The organism is Hyphomicrobium sp. CS1GBMeth3 (assembly GCF_900117455.1).
In the GTDB taxonomy this organism is placed as follows: domain Bacteria; phylum Pseudomonadota; class Alphaproteobacteria; order Rhizobiales; family Hyphomicrobiaceae; genus Hyphomicrobium_C.
Window position 1 is genome coordinate 915502 of sequence record NZ_FPHO01000002.1, and the last position, 12922, is coordinate 928423.

A 12922-nucleotide genomic window follows, 5' to 3' on the forward strand; every position below is an offset into this window, starting at 1 on the left:
GCGCTCGGTAACCAATCGCGAACGCATTGATACGAAATGCCGTTCTGCGGGGCCTCGAAGTGCTAAAATCATGCTGTCAGGGAAGCACCCTGGCTCGACCGGATCGGCCTTGTACGATCTCGGACCGATCCGCGCCTGATCATTGGGTCGTAGAGAAGGAGCTCATGTCATGGCCACCTACGATGAAGCACACCATCTCGTCCTCTCCGGCGACGAGGCCCGTGGCGGCGTCACCGGACACAACGTTCGCTATGTCCTCGCGTTCGGCATGACAGGCGTCATCGCTGCATTTGCCGCGATCGCGATTTATTTCGGTTTCGACGCTCTGCACGCACGAGCTTCGGCGGCGTTCGCGTACAGTCCGTCCGAGATACTACGAGCGTTTGCGCCTTACGCAGCGATCGCGCTCTTTGCTGCGATCGGTACCGGGTTGCTGCTTGGGCTCTGGAACATGGTCTCAGGGCACGGCGAGGACAGCAGCCAGAGACTGATGCGCATCCGCGTCGTGACGCAGTTCGTGCTGATCTGCGTCATCATGGCGATCTTCGCCCGCGTGGCCGGCTGATCGGCGCACGGCATCGCGCCTCGTCACGCTCGCTCAGCTCGCGAGGCTCAGCTCCTGAGACCGGGCGCCTCTTGACCTGTGCGCTCGACGTACTCGGTGTAGCCGCCGGAATACTGGTGGATGCCGTCCGGTGTGAGCTCAAGCACGCGATTTGAGAGTGCTGCCAGGAAGTGGCGATCATGCGAGACGAACAGCATCGCGCCGTCGTAAGCCGCGAGCGCCTCGATCAACATCTCCTTGGTCATCAGGTCGAGATGGTTTGTTGGCTCGTCGAGCACGAGGAAGTTTGGCGGATCGAACAGCATGTGCGCCATGACGAGCCGCGCTTTCTCCCCGCCCGATAGCACGCGGCACTTCTTCTCCACGTCATCGCCCGAGAAACCGAAGCAGCCGGCTAACGCGCGCAATGAGCCCTGTCCCGCCTGCGGAAAAGCATCCTCCAGCGACTGAAATACGGTGCGCTCGCCGTCCAGAAGGTCCATGGCGTGCTGGGCGAAGTAGCCCATCCTGACACTGGCACCGAGCGCAACCTGGCCCGTGTCCGGCTCGGTAGCCCCCGCCACGAGCTTCAACAGCGTGGACTTGCCAGCGCCGTTGATTCCCATCACGCACCACCGCTCCTTGCGGCGCACCTGGAAGTCGAGCCCTTCGTAGATGCTGCGCGAACCGAAGCTTTTGTGCACGCCCTTGAGGGTTGCGACATCCTCTCCCGAGCGTGGCGCCTGCGGAAACTCGAAGACGATAGTCTTGCGGCGGCGCGGCGGCTCCACGCGCTCGATCTTCTCGATCTGCTTGACGCGGCTCTGCACCTGGGCAGCGTGAGAGGCGCGCGCCTTGAACCGCTCGATGAAGCGGATCTCCTTGGCCAGCATCGCCTGCTGGCGATCGAACTGAGCCTGCTGCTGCTTCTCCTTGATCGCCCTCTGCTGCTCGTAGAATTCATAGTTTCCGGAATAGGAGGTCAACGTGCCGCCGTCGATCTCGACGATCTTGGCCACGATTCGGTTCATGAACTCGCGGTCGTGCGAGGTCATCATCAGCGCGCCCTCGTAGCCCTTGAGGAATTCCTCGAGCCAGATCAGGCTTTCGATGTCGAGATGGTTGCTCGGCTCGTCAAGCAGCATCACATCGGGGCGCATGAGCAGAATGCGAGCCAGCGCGACGCGCATCTTCCAGCCACCCGACAGGTTGCCGACGTCCCCGTCCATCATCTCCTGACTGAACGACAGGCCTGCCAGGACCTCGCGCGCGCGCCCTTCGAGCGCATAGCCGCCGAGCTCCTCGAAGCGAGCCTGGACCTCGCCGTAACGCTCGATCAAGCCTTCCATCTCGTCGGCACGGTCCGGGTCGGCGAGGGCCGCCTCGAGCTCAGCCAGCTCGGCTGCGATCGAACTCACAGGGCCTGCGCCATCCATGACCTCGGCGACGGCGCTGCGGCCTTCCATCTCCCCCACGTCCTGACTGAAGTAGCCGATGGTGGTTCCGCGATCGACGGACACTTGCCCTTCGTCCGGCTGTTCCTGGCCCGTAATCAGGCGGAACAGCGTGGTCTTGCCGGCGCCGTTAGGCCCGACGAGGCCGATCTTCTCGCCCCTGAGCAGCGCCGCCGACGCCTCGATAAAAAGGATCTGGTGACCGTTCTGCTTGGAGATGTTGTCGAGGTGAATCATGCGCGCATTTACGGGCCCGCGGGGGTGGTCGGCAAGGGGCTAACGGGCGCAGGAACGGGTTCGGTGCCCCCTTTGAGGGCCCGAGCGGGACGTCAGGGCCGATCTCGCTTTGTCGGCTTTGACGTGTGGAATTCCGCTATCTTCTTCCGAATTTCAGCCGCGATGCATTTTTTTTCGTTCGCAAGGGTTCCGGGCGGCGGCGCAACGCCATTGGGTTCCCGCAACTTCGGGCAACTTCTCGGTTCGGATCGATGCGTCGCGGATCGCGATCACGCGGAGCGGCGTCGATAAGGGTGCCCTGACGGCCAGCGACGTCCTCGTGCAGGAGCTCGAGGCTCCCCTGCGTCCCGGCTCGTCAGCCGAAGCGGCCCTGCACGTGCGCCTCTATCGAGACGATCCTGACATCAACGCCATCCTCCATACCCATGGCCCCGCATCCACGGTCATCGGCCGCGCGCATGCATCCGACAAATCGGTCCGCATTCATGGCTGGGAGCTTCAGAAGGCGCTTGCCGGAGTGACGACGCACGACACGACGGTGGATGTCCCAATATTCGCCAACGACCAGAACATCGAAGCCCTCTCCAAACGCGTGGCGAAGCGCCTCGCTCGGCCGGTGCCCAACGGATGCTGCCGCGCCCCGGGCTATCTGCTGGCCGGCCACGGTCTCTACGCCTGGGGCCGAAGCGCGGCCGAAGCGGCCCGACACCTCGAAGCCTTGGAGGTTCTTTTCAGCCAGATCCTCGCCCTCAGGAGCTACCAGTCATGACCCAGCTCATCGTCTATTCCGCGGCGGACCCGGCCACGGTTCTGCTCGACACGACCGATTTTGACACCATCGTCCGCGAGATCGCACCGGCCGGAGCCACTCTCGAGCGCTGGAAGGCGGCGACACCGCTCGCGGCGGAGGCGACGTCCGAGGACATCCTCGACGCCTATAAGCCGCAACTCGACCGGTTGAAGTCAGAGCGCGGTTACGTCAACGCCGACGTCATTCACGTCCGTCCCGGCAATCCGAATTGGCCGACGCTCCGCCAAAAGTTCCTGAGCGAGCATACGCACGACGAGGATGAGGTGCGCTTCTTCGTCGAGGGAAGCGGCGCGTTCTATCTTCACGTCGGCGACAAGGTCTATCAGGTGGTGGGAACCGCAGACGATCTGCTGTCCGTTCCGCAGGGGACCAAGCATTGGTTCGATGGCGGCAGCGAAGGCAACTTCACGGTGATCCGCCTCTTCAACGATCCGAAGGGTTGGATTGCGCACTATACCGGCGACACCATCGCGGACGGCGTTCCCAACTACGAAGCGGCCTGATGACAGACGCCGCAGCAAGGCTCGAACCTTCGACGCAAAGGCCATTGCGGCTTGAAGCCGATGCCGTGCTGCTCGACATCGAGGGGACGCTAAGCCCGATCAGCTTCGTTCGCGACGTTCTGTTCGCCTATTCGCGCGAGCGGCTTCTGGCATTCGTCGACAGCCATCGGGAGGATTCCGCTATCGGCGACATCCTCGCTCAGGCTTCACGCATCGATGGCGGAGACGATCCCATCGCCGCCTTGCAACGATGGCAGGATCGCGATGAGAAAATCCCGCCACTCAAGAAACTGCAGGGCATGATCTGGGAAGACGGCTATCGCAGCGGCGCCTTTCAGAGTCCGATCTTCCCCGATGCCATCGCCGCCTTGACGCGTTGGAGCGCGGAGGGTTTGCCGCTCTACATTTACTCGTCGGGCTCGACGAAAGCGCAGCTCCTGTTCTTTGCTCACAGCGCCGAGGGAGATCTTCGAGATTTGTTCTCGGGATACTTCGATACGGACATCGGCGCGAAAACAGAGGCGGCGTCCTATGCGCAGATTGCCGGGCACATCGACGTTCTCCCGCGCAGGATCGTCTTCTTCTCGGACAACGCGAAGGAGCTCGAGGCGGCGCGAATTGCCGGGCTCGCAGTCGTGCACGTGGTCAAGGACGAGACGCAGCCCACGCCGGCATTCCCCAGTGTCTCGGATTTCGCGGACATCGATATCGCTCGCCGCGCGGGCTAGCGTCCGATGAGACCGGCAGCATTCGTCCTTGCACGCAGTGCCGCGTTCGCCGGGCTAAGCGGCGCCTCCTTGCTTAAAGGCGCCTTTCACGGTGGGCGCGAATTTGAGCGAAGAGGAGCAACCACAATCGTGAATTGTGGACCCCCTTCAAAAGGAGGCGGCTAGGCTTGAGGTCTCGAGCGGCCGCATAAGCGCCGAACGCGTTTGCGCCGCATGATCGTCGGGCGGTGTCGTCCCGCAACCAGAGAGGATCAGCGTATGAGCATTCTCGGCAATATCATCTCCGGCATCTTCGGCGGCCCCGCCAAAGCTGAGGAGGCCCCGTCCGCTCCAGCAGCTCCCGTTCACTCGGAACCCGGGGACCTTGCGACCGCGACCCGGCCGCAGATTGCCGAGGCCGCGAAGCCTGCTCCCGCAGGAAGCGTGGACGTTGCGGCTACTCTCGACGATCTTGCGAAGAAGTCCGAGGACAAGGATCTCGACTGGCGCAGGTCGATCGTCGATCTGATGAAGATCCTGAAGCTGGACAGCGGCCTCAAGGCCCGCAAGCAGCTCGCGAAGGAGTTGAACTACACGGGCAACACCAAGAACTCGGCTTCAATGAACATCTGGCTGCACCAGCAGGTGATGGCCAGGCTGGTCGCCAACGGCGGCAAGCTGCCCGCCGATCTGCTCTCGTAAGCGGCGCCTACCATTGGGTTCGAGTTTTCGCCGCTGACTCGCCTTCTTATGCCTTGGCATGGGAACCGTCCCAGACGAGACCCCCGAAGCTCTAGCTAAGCCTTGCGCTTCTTTCGCGCGGCATACCGGGCATCGCGAAGAGCTTTCTGTTCCGCCAGCGCTGCGACCGCGAGATCTGCTTCTTCGCGTGCCTTGCGCGCGGCGATCGCTGCTCGCTCGGTTGCTTCTGCTTCTTCTCGGGCGCGCTGCTCGATTGCCGCCTGCGCCTTCGCTTCTTCACGCGCGACGCGCGCGGCAGCAATGGCCTCACGCTCGGCTTTGCGCTGAAGAACCTTCGGGTCATCTGCAGCGGGCTTCTCGGCGCGCTTCAGCATGGCCTGACGGGCCTGCGCAGCAGCCTGGAGGCGATCGCCGAAGTGCTTGTCGTTGAAATGCTTCATGTCGATCCGTTGCTTGAAGATTTGAGGATTTGGAATGCACTGCAAAGCGCGCGAACGCGGGCGCGGCCATGCTTGTTGCCGCGCTGCGTTGCGTATTGCTGATGATGGTTAGGCGGCGTGTGGCCGATAGACCGCGCGCGGCTTGGCGGCCTGAAACGCCAGCCGCATATGCACTTCGCAATACGGGCTGCCGTCCTTTTTGCGGTGGCCGCAAAAGTGGAAATCCGCCGACATCGGGTCGCCGAACGGCCAGCGACAGTCGTCCGCCTGGAGCGTTTCGACGGTCTTTCGCTGAGCTTTGGGAATGTTCGACACGGGTTCGACGCGCACGGGCGCAGAAATGCTCTGATTTGTTTGCATTTCGCCTTATAGCACAGACGTCGGCATTTTGTCGTGCGACGCTTGTGCACGCTGTTGTTTAGGCTATCGAGCATGCGGCAACGGCAGAAAAGCAGGCGGTGGCGTAGCAGCCCTCACCCCACTGTCATCCTAGGGCTTGTCCCTAGGATCCGTCGCACCACCGGGGCACGCTCTCCAGCCAACACAACGCACCCACGCTGTGAGTTGAATTCTCGGCATAAAGCCGAGGATGACAGTAGCGGCGGGCGCGCCGTCGAAGGACTCAAACTGGGGTAGTTAGCCTGCTACGCGGCAATGACCTTACGATTTAGGCTTTGGAACGGCCTTCTGCCCCTACGTGCTTCAAGTAGGAGAGGAGTATGTCGCGTGTAAGCTTGAGCATCTCGTATCGCTGAGCGGCCGTCGTTGTAGGCAACTCTATCCAGTTTCCGTGCCTCACTGGATCAGCAAATCGCTTTACGCTTTGCTCGATGGTTTCACGTGTCGTACCCACCGCTTCATGCAGTGGTTTCCAGGAATCGACACCTGTCTTAAGAGCGAGTGCAGACTTGATGCTCTCAATTGATCGATAGCAGTAGGTCGCGCAGTCTTGCGTATTTGTAATCGCACGGACGTAGTCGGAGGTTGCAAAGCGAAAAAATACATCAGCCGCCGACATCTTAAGAACTTGCTCAAATAATTGTTCTTCTTGTGCGAAGCCCAGCGTCTTGTCATCGGCATCCAGTGGACGCACTCCGAAAACGTGGGGGTCGCCGTTGTCTTCGATGATCTGGATCATTTCAACGCTGTAACCAGTGCCGAGGAACATACCCAGCGCGTCTGTTACCATCGATGCGAGTTCGTGCGCAGTAATGTGCGCACTCAAAAATCCATCAAAATCACCTTCGATTACTACAGTGATCTGCGAAGAATCACAGTGGACCTGTGCCTTTCCAAGAGGTGCGAGCCCCAACCGAATGGTGGTGAAACTAACGTCTGCCCGCTCTGGATGCACTCTTCCGGTAGCTATGAAGCGTCGCATTGGACCACCCGGAATTCACCGCAAATCGGGCGGAGTGGCTTCGGACTTGAGAGATGCGAGCGCTTCGTCCAGCGACGTCACCGTCTGCTCCTGCGAGCCGAGGCGGCGGATGGAGACTTTGCGCTCCTCCGCCTCGCGCTTGCCGACGACGAGGATGACCGGGACCTTGGCGAGTGAGTGCTCGCGGACCTTGAGGTTGATCTTCTCGTTCCTGAGATCGCTCTCGATACGCAGGCCCGCCGCCTTCGCCTTCTCCACCACTTCCAAAGCGTAATCGTTGGCATCCGAGACGATCGGCGCGACGACGACCTGTAGCGGCGCAAGCCACAGCGGGAAGTGGCCGGCGTAGTTCTCGATCAGGATGCCCGTGAAGCGCTCCAACGAGCCAAACATGGCACGGTGGATCATCACCGGCGTCTTCTTCTGCGAATGCTCGTCGATGTAGAACGCGCCGAGGCGACCCGCGAGGTTGAAGTCTACCTGCGTCGTGCCGCACTGCCATTCGCGGCCGATGGCGTCCTTCAGCACGTACTCGAGCTTGGGGCCGTAGAAGGCGCCTTCGCCCGGCTGCAGCGCCGTCTTGATGCGGCCGTTCGAGCGCTTCGTCACCTCGTCGAGCACGTCGGAGAGCGCCTTCTCGGCCTTGTCCCACAGCTCGTCCGCGCCGACGCGCTTTTCGGGGCGCGTCGAGAGCTTGATGAAGATGTCCTCGAAACCGAAGTCCTTGTAGATCTCGAGCATCAGATCGTTGATCTTGAGGCATTCCTCCATGATCTGATCTTCGGTGATGAAGATGTGCGCGTCGTCCTGCGTGAAGTGGCGCACGCGCAGCATGCCGTGCAGCGCACCCGACGGCTCGTAGCGGTGCACTTTGCCGAACTCGGCGATCTTGAGCGGCAGATCGCGGTAGCTCTTGAGGCCGTGCTTGAAGATCTGCACGTGGCCGGGGCAGTTCATGGGCTTGCAGCAGAACACGCGCTCATCGGGGAGCGTCGTCGTAAACATGTTCTCTCCGTAGTTCTCCCAGTGGCCGGAGAGCTCCCAGAAATGCTTTTCCATCATGTCGGGAGAGTTGACCTCCTCGTAGCCGGCGCGCTGTTGCGCGCGGCGCATGTAGGCGATCAGCGTCTGGAAGAGCGTCCATCCTTTTGGGTGCCAGAAGACGGAGCCCGGTGCCTCCTCCTGGAAATGGAACAGGTCCATCTCGCGACCGAGCTTACGGTGGTCGCGCTTCTCGGCTTCCTCCAGTCGATGCAGGTAGTCCTTGAGCTCGTCCTCCGTCGCGAAGGCCGTGCCATAGATGCGCTGAAGCTGCGGATTGTTGGCGTCGCCGCGCCAGTAGGCGCCCGCGAACTTCATCAGCTTGAAGGCCTTGCCGATCTGGCCGACGGACGTCATGTGCGGGCCGCGGCAGAGATCGAGCCACGTGCCCTGCTTGTAGATCTTGATCTCTTGATCCCCGGGGATCGCGTCGACCAGCTCGACCTTGAACAGCTCGCCCTTGTCGCGGAAAAACGTCTTCGCCTCGTCGCGGCTCCACACCTCTTTCGTGAAGGGTGCGTTGCGGGCGATGATCTCCGACATCTTCTTTTCGATCTTCGGAATGTCTTCCGGCTCGAACGGCTGCTGCTTGGCGAAGTCGTAGAAGAAGCCGTTCTCGATCACCGGGCCGATCGTGACCTGCGTGCCGGGCCACAGCTCCTGCACGGCTTCGGCCATGACGTGCGCGGCGTCGTGGCGGATCAGCTCGAGCGCCTCCGGGTCCGTGCGCGACACGAACTTGATCGAAGCGTCTTTCGTGATGGCGTCGGAAAGGTCGGCCAGCGCGCCGTCGAGGCTCATGGCCACCGTGCGCTTGGCGAGTGACGGGGAGATCGACTTGGCGATCTCGAGACCCGTCGTTCCCGCGGCGACCTTGCGGCTCTTGCCGTCCGGGAACGTGATCGTGACTTCGGAACCTGCGTCCGACATAGCGTCTCTCCTCTCACTCGCGGCATACCAATCCGCGTAAGACAGGCGCTTAAATCGGGGGACTTCGGCGCAAAGTCAAGCGAAACGCGGGAAACGCAGCGCCGCACGTTGCTAACGCCTTGACTTGGTTTCCGACTCGGCAACCTTCTGATTGCGGAGGATTTATGCACCCTAAGCACAACCCCAACTTATTTCCTGTCCGAAACGTGCGGCGCGCTTTTGGCCGGCTGGCGGCAGTCGCCGCAGTTTGTCTGCCTGCTTCGGCGTGGGCCCAGCCCGGCTCGCCAGCCGGCGTTTATGTCGAGTTGGAAGCGCAGGCCGTGTTTGGCGCGTCCGATTTCGAAGTCGGCTATCGGCCTTCGGAATTCGATCCCGGCGTGGGGTCCCCGGTTGATCTCGACGACGGCGACGGCTGGGGCGGCGCGTTCACGTTAGGCTACACGTGGCAGAACGGCTGGAAGGCCGCCGTGCGCTATCGGCGTTTCGACGCGGACGATAGCGGCGGCCCCATCTCGCCGGGTCTCATCGCTTTCTTACCGGGCGTGCCCCTCGCTCCAGACGTCCCGAGCGGTGTCCCTTTCCCCTTTGCGGACGTGCATACGAAAGTCGATTCCGAAACGACCTTTGTCGACTTCGAGGTGGGCAAGGACGTCACTTTCGCCGGCGGCCAGCTTCACCTGTTCGGCGGGCTCACGTACGCATCGATTGAACGGGACATTGCCCTTATCGAACCTGGCTGCGGCTGTCCGCCCCTGGCGCTCCTGATGGCCAATGACTTCCATGGCCTTGGCCCCAAGATCGGCGTGCGCGGCAGCGTTCCGTTGAGTGGCGGCGTGAACCTCGTCGGCGGCACCTCGGTTGCGCTTCTGTTTGGCTCCGCGAAGTTCGCAAGCCACATCAACGATCCGTTTGTGCCGTCGTACTTCAAAGCGGAAGACGACCGTGCCGTGGCCGCGATCAACGGCGAAGCCGGGTTGGCATTCGCCGTCGGGCCAGGCGCGCTTACGATCGGCTATCGCATCGATGCGATGCTCGATGCCCTCGACACCGATCAGCGCGTCTCGGACGTGTTTAGCGAGTTTGGGTTCCCGCAGATCGGCGACAAGGACACCGATTTCGTCGCGCACGGACCGTTCGCCCGGTTCGCCATTCCACTGGCAGCCGTTGCCAACTGACGTTTCGATCAGTTGAAGAGCGACGAGAAAAAGTCCGCGATGGCGCCGAAGATGCCGAGGATGACCTCGGTGATGGCCTCGAAGATCGTCTGAAACGTCTCGGAGACGCTGCTGCCGGCCACGAGCACTACGGCCGTGCCCGAACTGATCAACGCCGAATTGACGGCGTCGAATACCGCCATCCAAAGAGCGATAAAGAACACGATGCCCAGAAGCGCGGCGCCGACTGTCCGGCGGAGAAAACGCATCAGCGGCGATCTGTCGTTCGTATCGGAAGGTGTCGTCATTGCTTCGCTCCTCGAGAGCTGTCCCGGTCCTTATAGCTTGGACGTCGCCGAGACGGCGCGATGTGCCGCGCGGAACAGATGGAAGTCGGTTGATGCCCGCCCGCTTCTCGCTGATCCGCGCGGGTGCGTGCACATCAGAGCGAAGATTTAGGAGTTGAGCTTTGGCAGACGTGACGCCAGCGGCCATAGCGCCAAGGAGCCAAGGGGTGATGCTCGTGGCGGATGTCGGGCGGCGGATCATAGCCCGCACTGCCCCACGGATGGCATCGTGACAGCCGCGACAGCGTCAGCCACAGGCCGCGCCAGGGGCCGTTCCGGTCTATGGCTTCGAGGGCGTATTCCGAACAGGTCGGCAGGTGCCTGCACTCGAGGCCCATGAGCGGCTTTAACGTCCAGCGGTATGCGTGGATGGGCGCTTTGACTATGGCTGCAATCCAGCCCATTGGCGCCTCTCTCTCCCTGCGCTCAGGCGCCGGCGGCCGCATGCGGGGCCTCAGCGGCCTTGGCGGCATCGAGAGCCCGCTCGACCGCGTCGAAGACCAACAGCGTCGAGGCATGGCGGTGCGGATAATCCCGAACCGGCTCAAGCAGGCCGAGATCGACCCAGCGCCCTTCGGGCGGCGGGCCCTTCTCCTTCAACATGCGCCGCATGGTGGCCGCGACGGCACGGAACTCCCCCTCGGGCGTGCCCACGATCTCGCGACCGACGATGGCCGCCGAAGCCTGCCCCAGAAGACATGCCTTCACCGCCTGGCCGAAGTCCGCGATACGGTCGCCGTCGAGTTTGATATCAACCTCAACGGTGGAGCCACAGAGCTTCGAATGGGCCCGGGCCGAGCCGTCAGGGCGCTCGAGACGGTCGGAATGCGGGATCGCCGCCGCCAACTCGAATATTCTCTGGTTATAGATGTCGTCGAGATCCGTCATGAGCGCGCTTGCCCTCTCCTTCCGGCCGTCCCTGTTGGTCTCTATATAGGGCGTCCGAACCAACCATTCGAGTTGCATTTGCCGGACGCATTGTCCCTCAACGCCGCGGGGCCGCCATGACCGACAGCTTTTCCTCAGCCTTTTCGCCCCGCGGCTCCGCAGCGGAGATCGAGCAGGGGCTGGCCCTTCAACCCAAGTTCGATGCCGACGGCCTGATCGCGGCCATCGTCACCGATGCCGACAGCGGCGCGGTGCTGATGTTCGCGTGGATGAACGCCGAGGCGCTGCAGCTTTCGATTGATACGGGCGTGGCACACTTTTGGAGCAGGTCGCGCGGCCGGCTTTGGCGCAAGGGCGAGGAAAGCGGCAACACGCTCTCCATCAAAGAGGCGCGGGTCGACTGCGACCAGGACGCTATCTGGCTCAAGGTGTCGGTCGGCGGAGCGGGCGTTACCTGCCACACCGGCGCGAAAAGCTGCTTCTACCGGACGATCACGGTTGGCACCGAGCTGCCGCACACGCTCGAACGAGTCGATCCCTAGACGGACGACACGCAGCCAGCTCCCTCTTAGGTGCGCGGCTGCAACCAATTCGGCTATCGGAGCGTTGCTTCACAAGCTGCAGTGCAGCAACGATTTTTCAATTTGATCACGTCCTTGGTAGGGGGGCTTTAATCGGAATCTGCTAGTCTCCAGTTAAGGGTTGAGGGGATCCCGATGCTCGGGTTGCGACGGGTTCCACGCAGGATCGCACCGGCTCATCCTCCCGGTCGGGAGGACCGGAAAGTGGAGTCTGTCATGGCCACGACAAATTCCGGAACAGGCAAGATCAAGATCGGACTGGCGCTCGGCGGCGGCGCCGCCAGAGGGTGGGCTCACATCGGCGTGGTTAGGGCGCTTAATGCGGCCGGCATCTATCCCGACATCATCGCGGGCACGTCCATCGGCGCCGTGGTCGGCGCATGCGAGGTGGCAGGCCAGCTCGATGACCTTGAAGGTTTCGCACGCGACCTCACCCGGCGGCGCGTTCTTGGCTATCTCGATTTCAATTTGTCCGGCACCGGGCTCATCACCGGGCGCCGCCTCGGCGATCGCCTGACGAAGCAGCTTGGTGATACTCGCATCGAGGATTTGTCGCGGCGCTTCACGGCGGTGGCGACCGAGATCGGCACCGGCCACGAGGTGTGGCTGTCGCGCGGCAACCTCGTCGATGCGGTGCGTGCCTCCTATGCCCTGCCGGGCGTGTTTCGGCCAATCAAGGTCGATGGTCGCTGGCTGTTCGACGGTGCGCTCGTCAATCCGATCCCGGTCTCGGTGTGCAGGGCGCTCGGCGCGCGCTACGTGATCGCTGTCAACCTCAACATCGACATCTCGAACCGGGGCACGATTTCCAACATCAGCCCGATGCCGAGCACCGACCACGACATGGACGAGACGCCGCCGGTCACTGGCAAGAACGGCATCGCCGTGCGCCGGCTCCTGCAGCGGCAGATACTCGGGCGCGGCGAGGACGTGCCGGGCATCTCCACGGTGATGGTTGACGCGTTCAACATCGTGCAGGATCGAATCGCGCGCTCGCGGCTTGCGGGCGATCCGCCGGACTCCATGATCAGCCCGCGGCTGCACGGCATCGGCTTGTTCGATTTCCATCGCGCGGACGAGTTGATCGCACGTGGCGAAGCAGCGGCGAGGCGCGAAATCGAGGATCTCATGCGCGAGCTCGACGGGCGCTATCATATCGAGAGCCGCAGCCAGACGATGGCGCCCTAAGTCCTCAGCACGGC

General features: G+C 62.4%; 16 protein-coding genes. 8 read left to right on the plus strand and 8 right to left on the minus strand.

The window, feature by feature from the left end; all coding sequences use genetic code 11:
• Positions 1–169: 169 nt before the first annotated feature.
• Positions 170–565 carry an HIG1 domain-containing protein gene (locus CS1GBM3_RS20220; RefSeq protein ID WP_072391942.1) on the plus strand — a complete coding sequence of 132 codons (396 nt, stop codon included), beginning with the start codon at positions 170–172 and terminating at the stop codon, positions 563–565.
• Positions 566–612: 47 nt separating this feature from the next.
• Here the strand turns inward: CS1GBM3_RS20220 and CS1GBM3_RS04430 are convergent, their stop codons facing one another.
• Positions 613–2235, minus strand: a complete 1623-nt coding sequence (locus CS1GBM3_RS04430) for an ABC-F family ATP-binding cassette domain-containing protein (RefSeq protein WP_072391945.1) — start codon at positions 2233–2235, stop codon at positions 613–615.
• A 118-nt stretch (positions 2236–2353) separates the two neighbouring features.
• On the opposite strand from CS1GBM3_RS04430, the gene mtnB reads away from it, so the two are divergent.
• The 4 genes from mtnB to CS1GBM3_RS04450 all read left to right on the plus strand — a co-directional run bounded on the left by mtnB (position 2354) and on the right by CS1GBM3_RS04450 (position 4958).
• A complete protein-coding gene (gene mtnB, locus CS1GBM3_RS04435) occupies positions 2354–3004 on the plus strand; it encodes a methylthioribulose 1-phosphate dehydratase (RefSeq protein ID WP_083567259.1) in 651 nt (216 codons plus the stop codon).
• A complete protein-coding gene (locus CS1GBM3_RS04440; RefSeq protein WP_072391948.1) occupies positions 3001–3549 on the plus strand; it encodes a 1,2-dihydroxy-3-keto-5-methylthiopentene dioxygenase in 549 nt (182 codons plus the stop codon). Before mtnB ends, CS1GBM3_RS04440 begins: the two co-directional genes overlap by 4 nt.
• Positions 3549–4277 (plus strand): acireductone synthase, encoded by a 729-nt coding sequence (gene mtnC, locus CS1GBM3_RS04445; protein WP_083567044.1) that lies wholly within the window; start codon positions 3549–3551, stop codon positions 4275–4277. The genes CS1GBM3_RS04440 and mtnC overlap by 1 nt, the downstream gene beginning before the upstream one ends.
• A gap of 258 nt (positions 4278–4535) precedes the next feature.
• Entirely contained in the window at positions 4536–4958 is a 423-nt protein-coding gene (locus tag CS1GBM3_RS04450) for a DUF3597 domain-containing protein (protein ID WP_072391950.1), read from the plus strand.
• Between the two features lie 95 nt (positions 4959–5053).
• Here CS1GBM3_RS04450 and CS1GBM3_RS04455 read toward each other — a convergent pair whose 3' ends face one another.
• The 4 genes from CS1GBM3_RS04455 to thrS all read right to left on the minus strand — a co-directional run bounded on the left by CS1GBM3_RS04455 (position 5054) and on the right by thrS (position 8750).
• A complete protein-coding gene (locus CS1GBM3_RS04455) occupies positions 5054–5398 on the minus strand; it encodes a DUF6481 family protein (RefSeq protein WP_072391953.1) in 345 nt (114 codons plus the stop codon).
• A 108-nt stretch (positions 5399–5506) separates the two neighbouring features.
• Positions 5507–5758: a GcrA family cell cycle regulator gene (locus CS1GBM3_RS04460; RefSeq protein WP_072391956.1), complete on the minus strand. Its 252-nt coding sequence runs from the start codon at positions 5756–5758 to the stop codon at positions 5507–5509.
• A 307-nt stretch (positions 5759–6065) separates the two neighbouring features.
• Complete coding sequence (locus tag CS1GBM3_RS04465; RefSeq protein ID WP_072391959.1) at positions 6066–6779, minus strand: DUF8168 domain-containing protein; 714 nt, start codon at positions 6777–6779, stop codon at positions 6066–6068.
• 15 nt (positions 6780–6794) lie between these two features.
• The gene (gene thrS, locus CS1GBM3_RS04470) at positions 6795–8750 is read right to left on the minus strand and encodes a threonine--tRNA ligase (RefSeq protein ID WP_072391962.1); all 1956 of its coding nucleotides are present in this window, start codon (positions 8748–8750) and stop codon (positions 6795–6797) included.
• A gap of 320 nt (positions 8751–9070) precedes the next feature.
• Between thrS and CS1GBM3_RS04475 the strand changes: the two genes are divergently transcribed.
• On the plus strand, positions 9071–9925 hold the full coding sequence (locus tag CS1GBM3_RS04475; RefSeq protein ID WP_139247791.1) for an Lpg1974 family pore-forming outer membrane protein: 855 nt from the start codon (positions 9071–9073) through the stop codon (positions 9923–9925).
• An 8-nt stretch (positions 9926–9933) separates the two neighbouring features.
• Here CS1GBM3_RS04475 and CS1GBM3_RS04480 read toward each other — a convergent pair whose 3' ends face one another.
• From CS1GBM3_RS04480 to CS1GBM3_RS04490, 3 genes are all read right to left on the minus strand, one after another.
• Positions 9934–10212, minus strand: coding sequence for a hypothetical protein (locus tag CS1GBM3_RS04480; RefSeq protein WP_072391968.1), 279 nt, complete (start codon positions 10210–10212; stop codon positions 9934–9936).
• Positions 10213–10346: 134 nt separating this feature from the next.
• The gene (gene yidD, locus CS1GBM3_RS04485) at positions 10347–10769 is read right to left on the minus strand and encodes a membrane protein insertion efficiency factor YidD (RefSeq protein WP_348533598.1); all 423 of its coding nucleotides are present in this window, start codon (positions 10767–10769) and stop codon (positions 10347–10349) included.
• Positions 10678–11139, minus strand: a complete 462-nt coding sequence (locus CS1GBM3_RS04490; protein ID WP_072391973.1) for an iron-sulfur cluster assembly scaffold protein — start codon at positions 11137–11139, stop codon at positions 10678–10680. The genes yidD and CS1GBM3_RS04490 overlap by 92 nt, the downstream gene beginning before the upstream one ends.
• Before the next feature lie 116 nt (positions 11140–11255).
• Here CS1GBM3_RS04490 and hisI point away from each other — a divergent pair, with 116 nt between their 5' ends.
• Positions 11256–11681, plus strand: a complete 426-nt coding sequence (gene hisI, locus CS1GBM3_RS04495; protein ID WP_072391975.1) for a phosphoribosyl-AMP cyclohydrolase — start codon at positions 11256–11258, stop codon at positions 11679–11681.
• A gap of 255 nt (positions 11682–11936) precedes the next feature.
• On the plus strand, positions 11937–12908 hold the full coding sequence (locus CS1GBM3_RS04500; protein ID WP_072391977.1) for a patatin-like phospholipase family protein: 972 nt from the start codon (positions 11937–11939) through the stop codon (positions 12906–12908).
• Positions 12909–12922: the final 14 nt, after the last annotated feature.

Excerpts from the sequence above, each read along its gene's own strand:
- CS1GBM3_RS20220 (WP_072391942.1), top strand. The coding sequence starts at position 170 with ATGGCCACCTACGATGAAGCACACCATCTCGTCCTCTCCGGCGACGAG.
- CS1GBM3_RS04430 (WP_072391945.1), bottom strand. The coding sequence starts at position 2,235 with ATGATTCACCTCGACAACATCTCCAAGCAGAACGGTCACCAGATCCTT.
- CS1GBM3_RS04440 (WP_072391948.1), top strand. The coding sequence starts at position 3,001 with ATGACCCAGCTCATCGTCTATTCCGCGGCGGACCCGGCCACGGTTCTG.
- mtnC (WP_083567044.1), top strand. The coding sequence starts at position 3,549 with ATGACAGACGCCGCAGCAAGGCTCGAACCTTCGACGCAAAGGCCATTG.
- CS1GBM3_RS04450 (WP_072391950.1), top strand. The coding sequence starts at position 4,536 with ATGAGCATTCTCGGCAATATCATCTCCGGCATCTTCGGCGGCCCCGCC.
- CS1GBM3_RS04455 (WP_072391953.1), bottom strand. The coding sequence starts at position 5,398 with ATGAAGCATTTCAACGACAAGCACTTCGGCGATCGCCTCCAGGCTGCT.
- CS1GBM3_RS04460 (WP_072391956.1), bottom strand. The coding sequence starts at position 5,758 with ATGCAAACAAATCAGAGCATTTCTGCGCCCGTGCGCGTCGAACCCGTG.
- CS1GBM3_RS04465 (WP_072391959.1), bottom strand. The coding sequence starts at position 6,779 with ATGCGACGCTTCATAGCTACCGGAAGAGTGCATCCAGAGCGGGCAGAC.
- thrS (WP_072391962.1), bottom strand. The coding sequence starts at position 8,750 with ATGTCGGACGCAGGTTCCGAAGTCACGATCACGTTCCCGGACGGCAAG.
- CS1GBM3_RS04480 (WP_072391968.1), bottom strand. The coding sequence starts at position 10,212 with ATGACGACACCTTCCGATACGAACGACAGATCGCCGCTGATGCGTTTT.
- yidD (WP_348533598.1), bottom strand. The coding sequence starts at position 10,769 with ATGCCTCGACGCTGTTGGTCTTCGACGCGGTCGAGCGGGCTCTCGATG.
- CS1GBM3_RS04490 (WP_072391973.1), bottom strand. The coding sequence starts at position 11,139 with ATGACGGATCTCGACGACATCTATAACCAGAGAATATTCGAGTTGGCG.
- hisI (WP_072391975.1), top strand. The coding sequence starts at position 11,256 with ATGACCGACAGCTTTTCCTCAGCCTTTTCGCCCCGCGGCTCCGCAGCG.
- CS1GBM3_RS04500 (WP_072391977.1), top strand. The coding sequence starts at position 11,937 with ATGGCCACGACAAATTCCGGAACAGGCAAGATCAAGATCGGACTGGCG.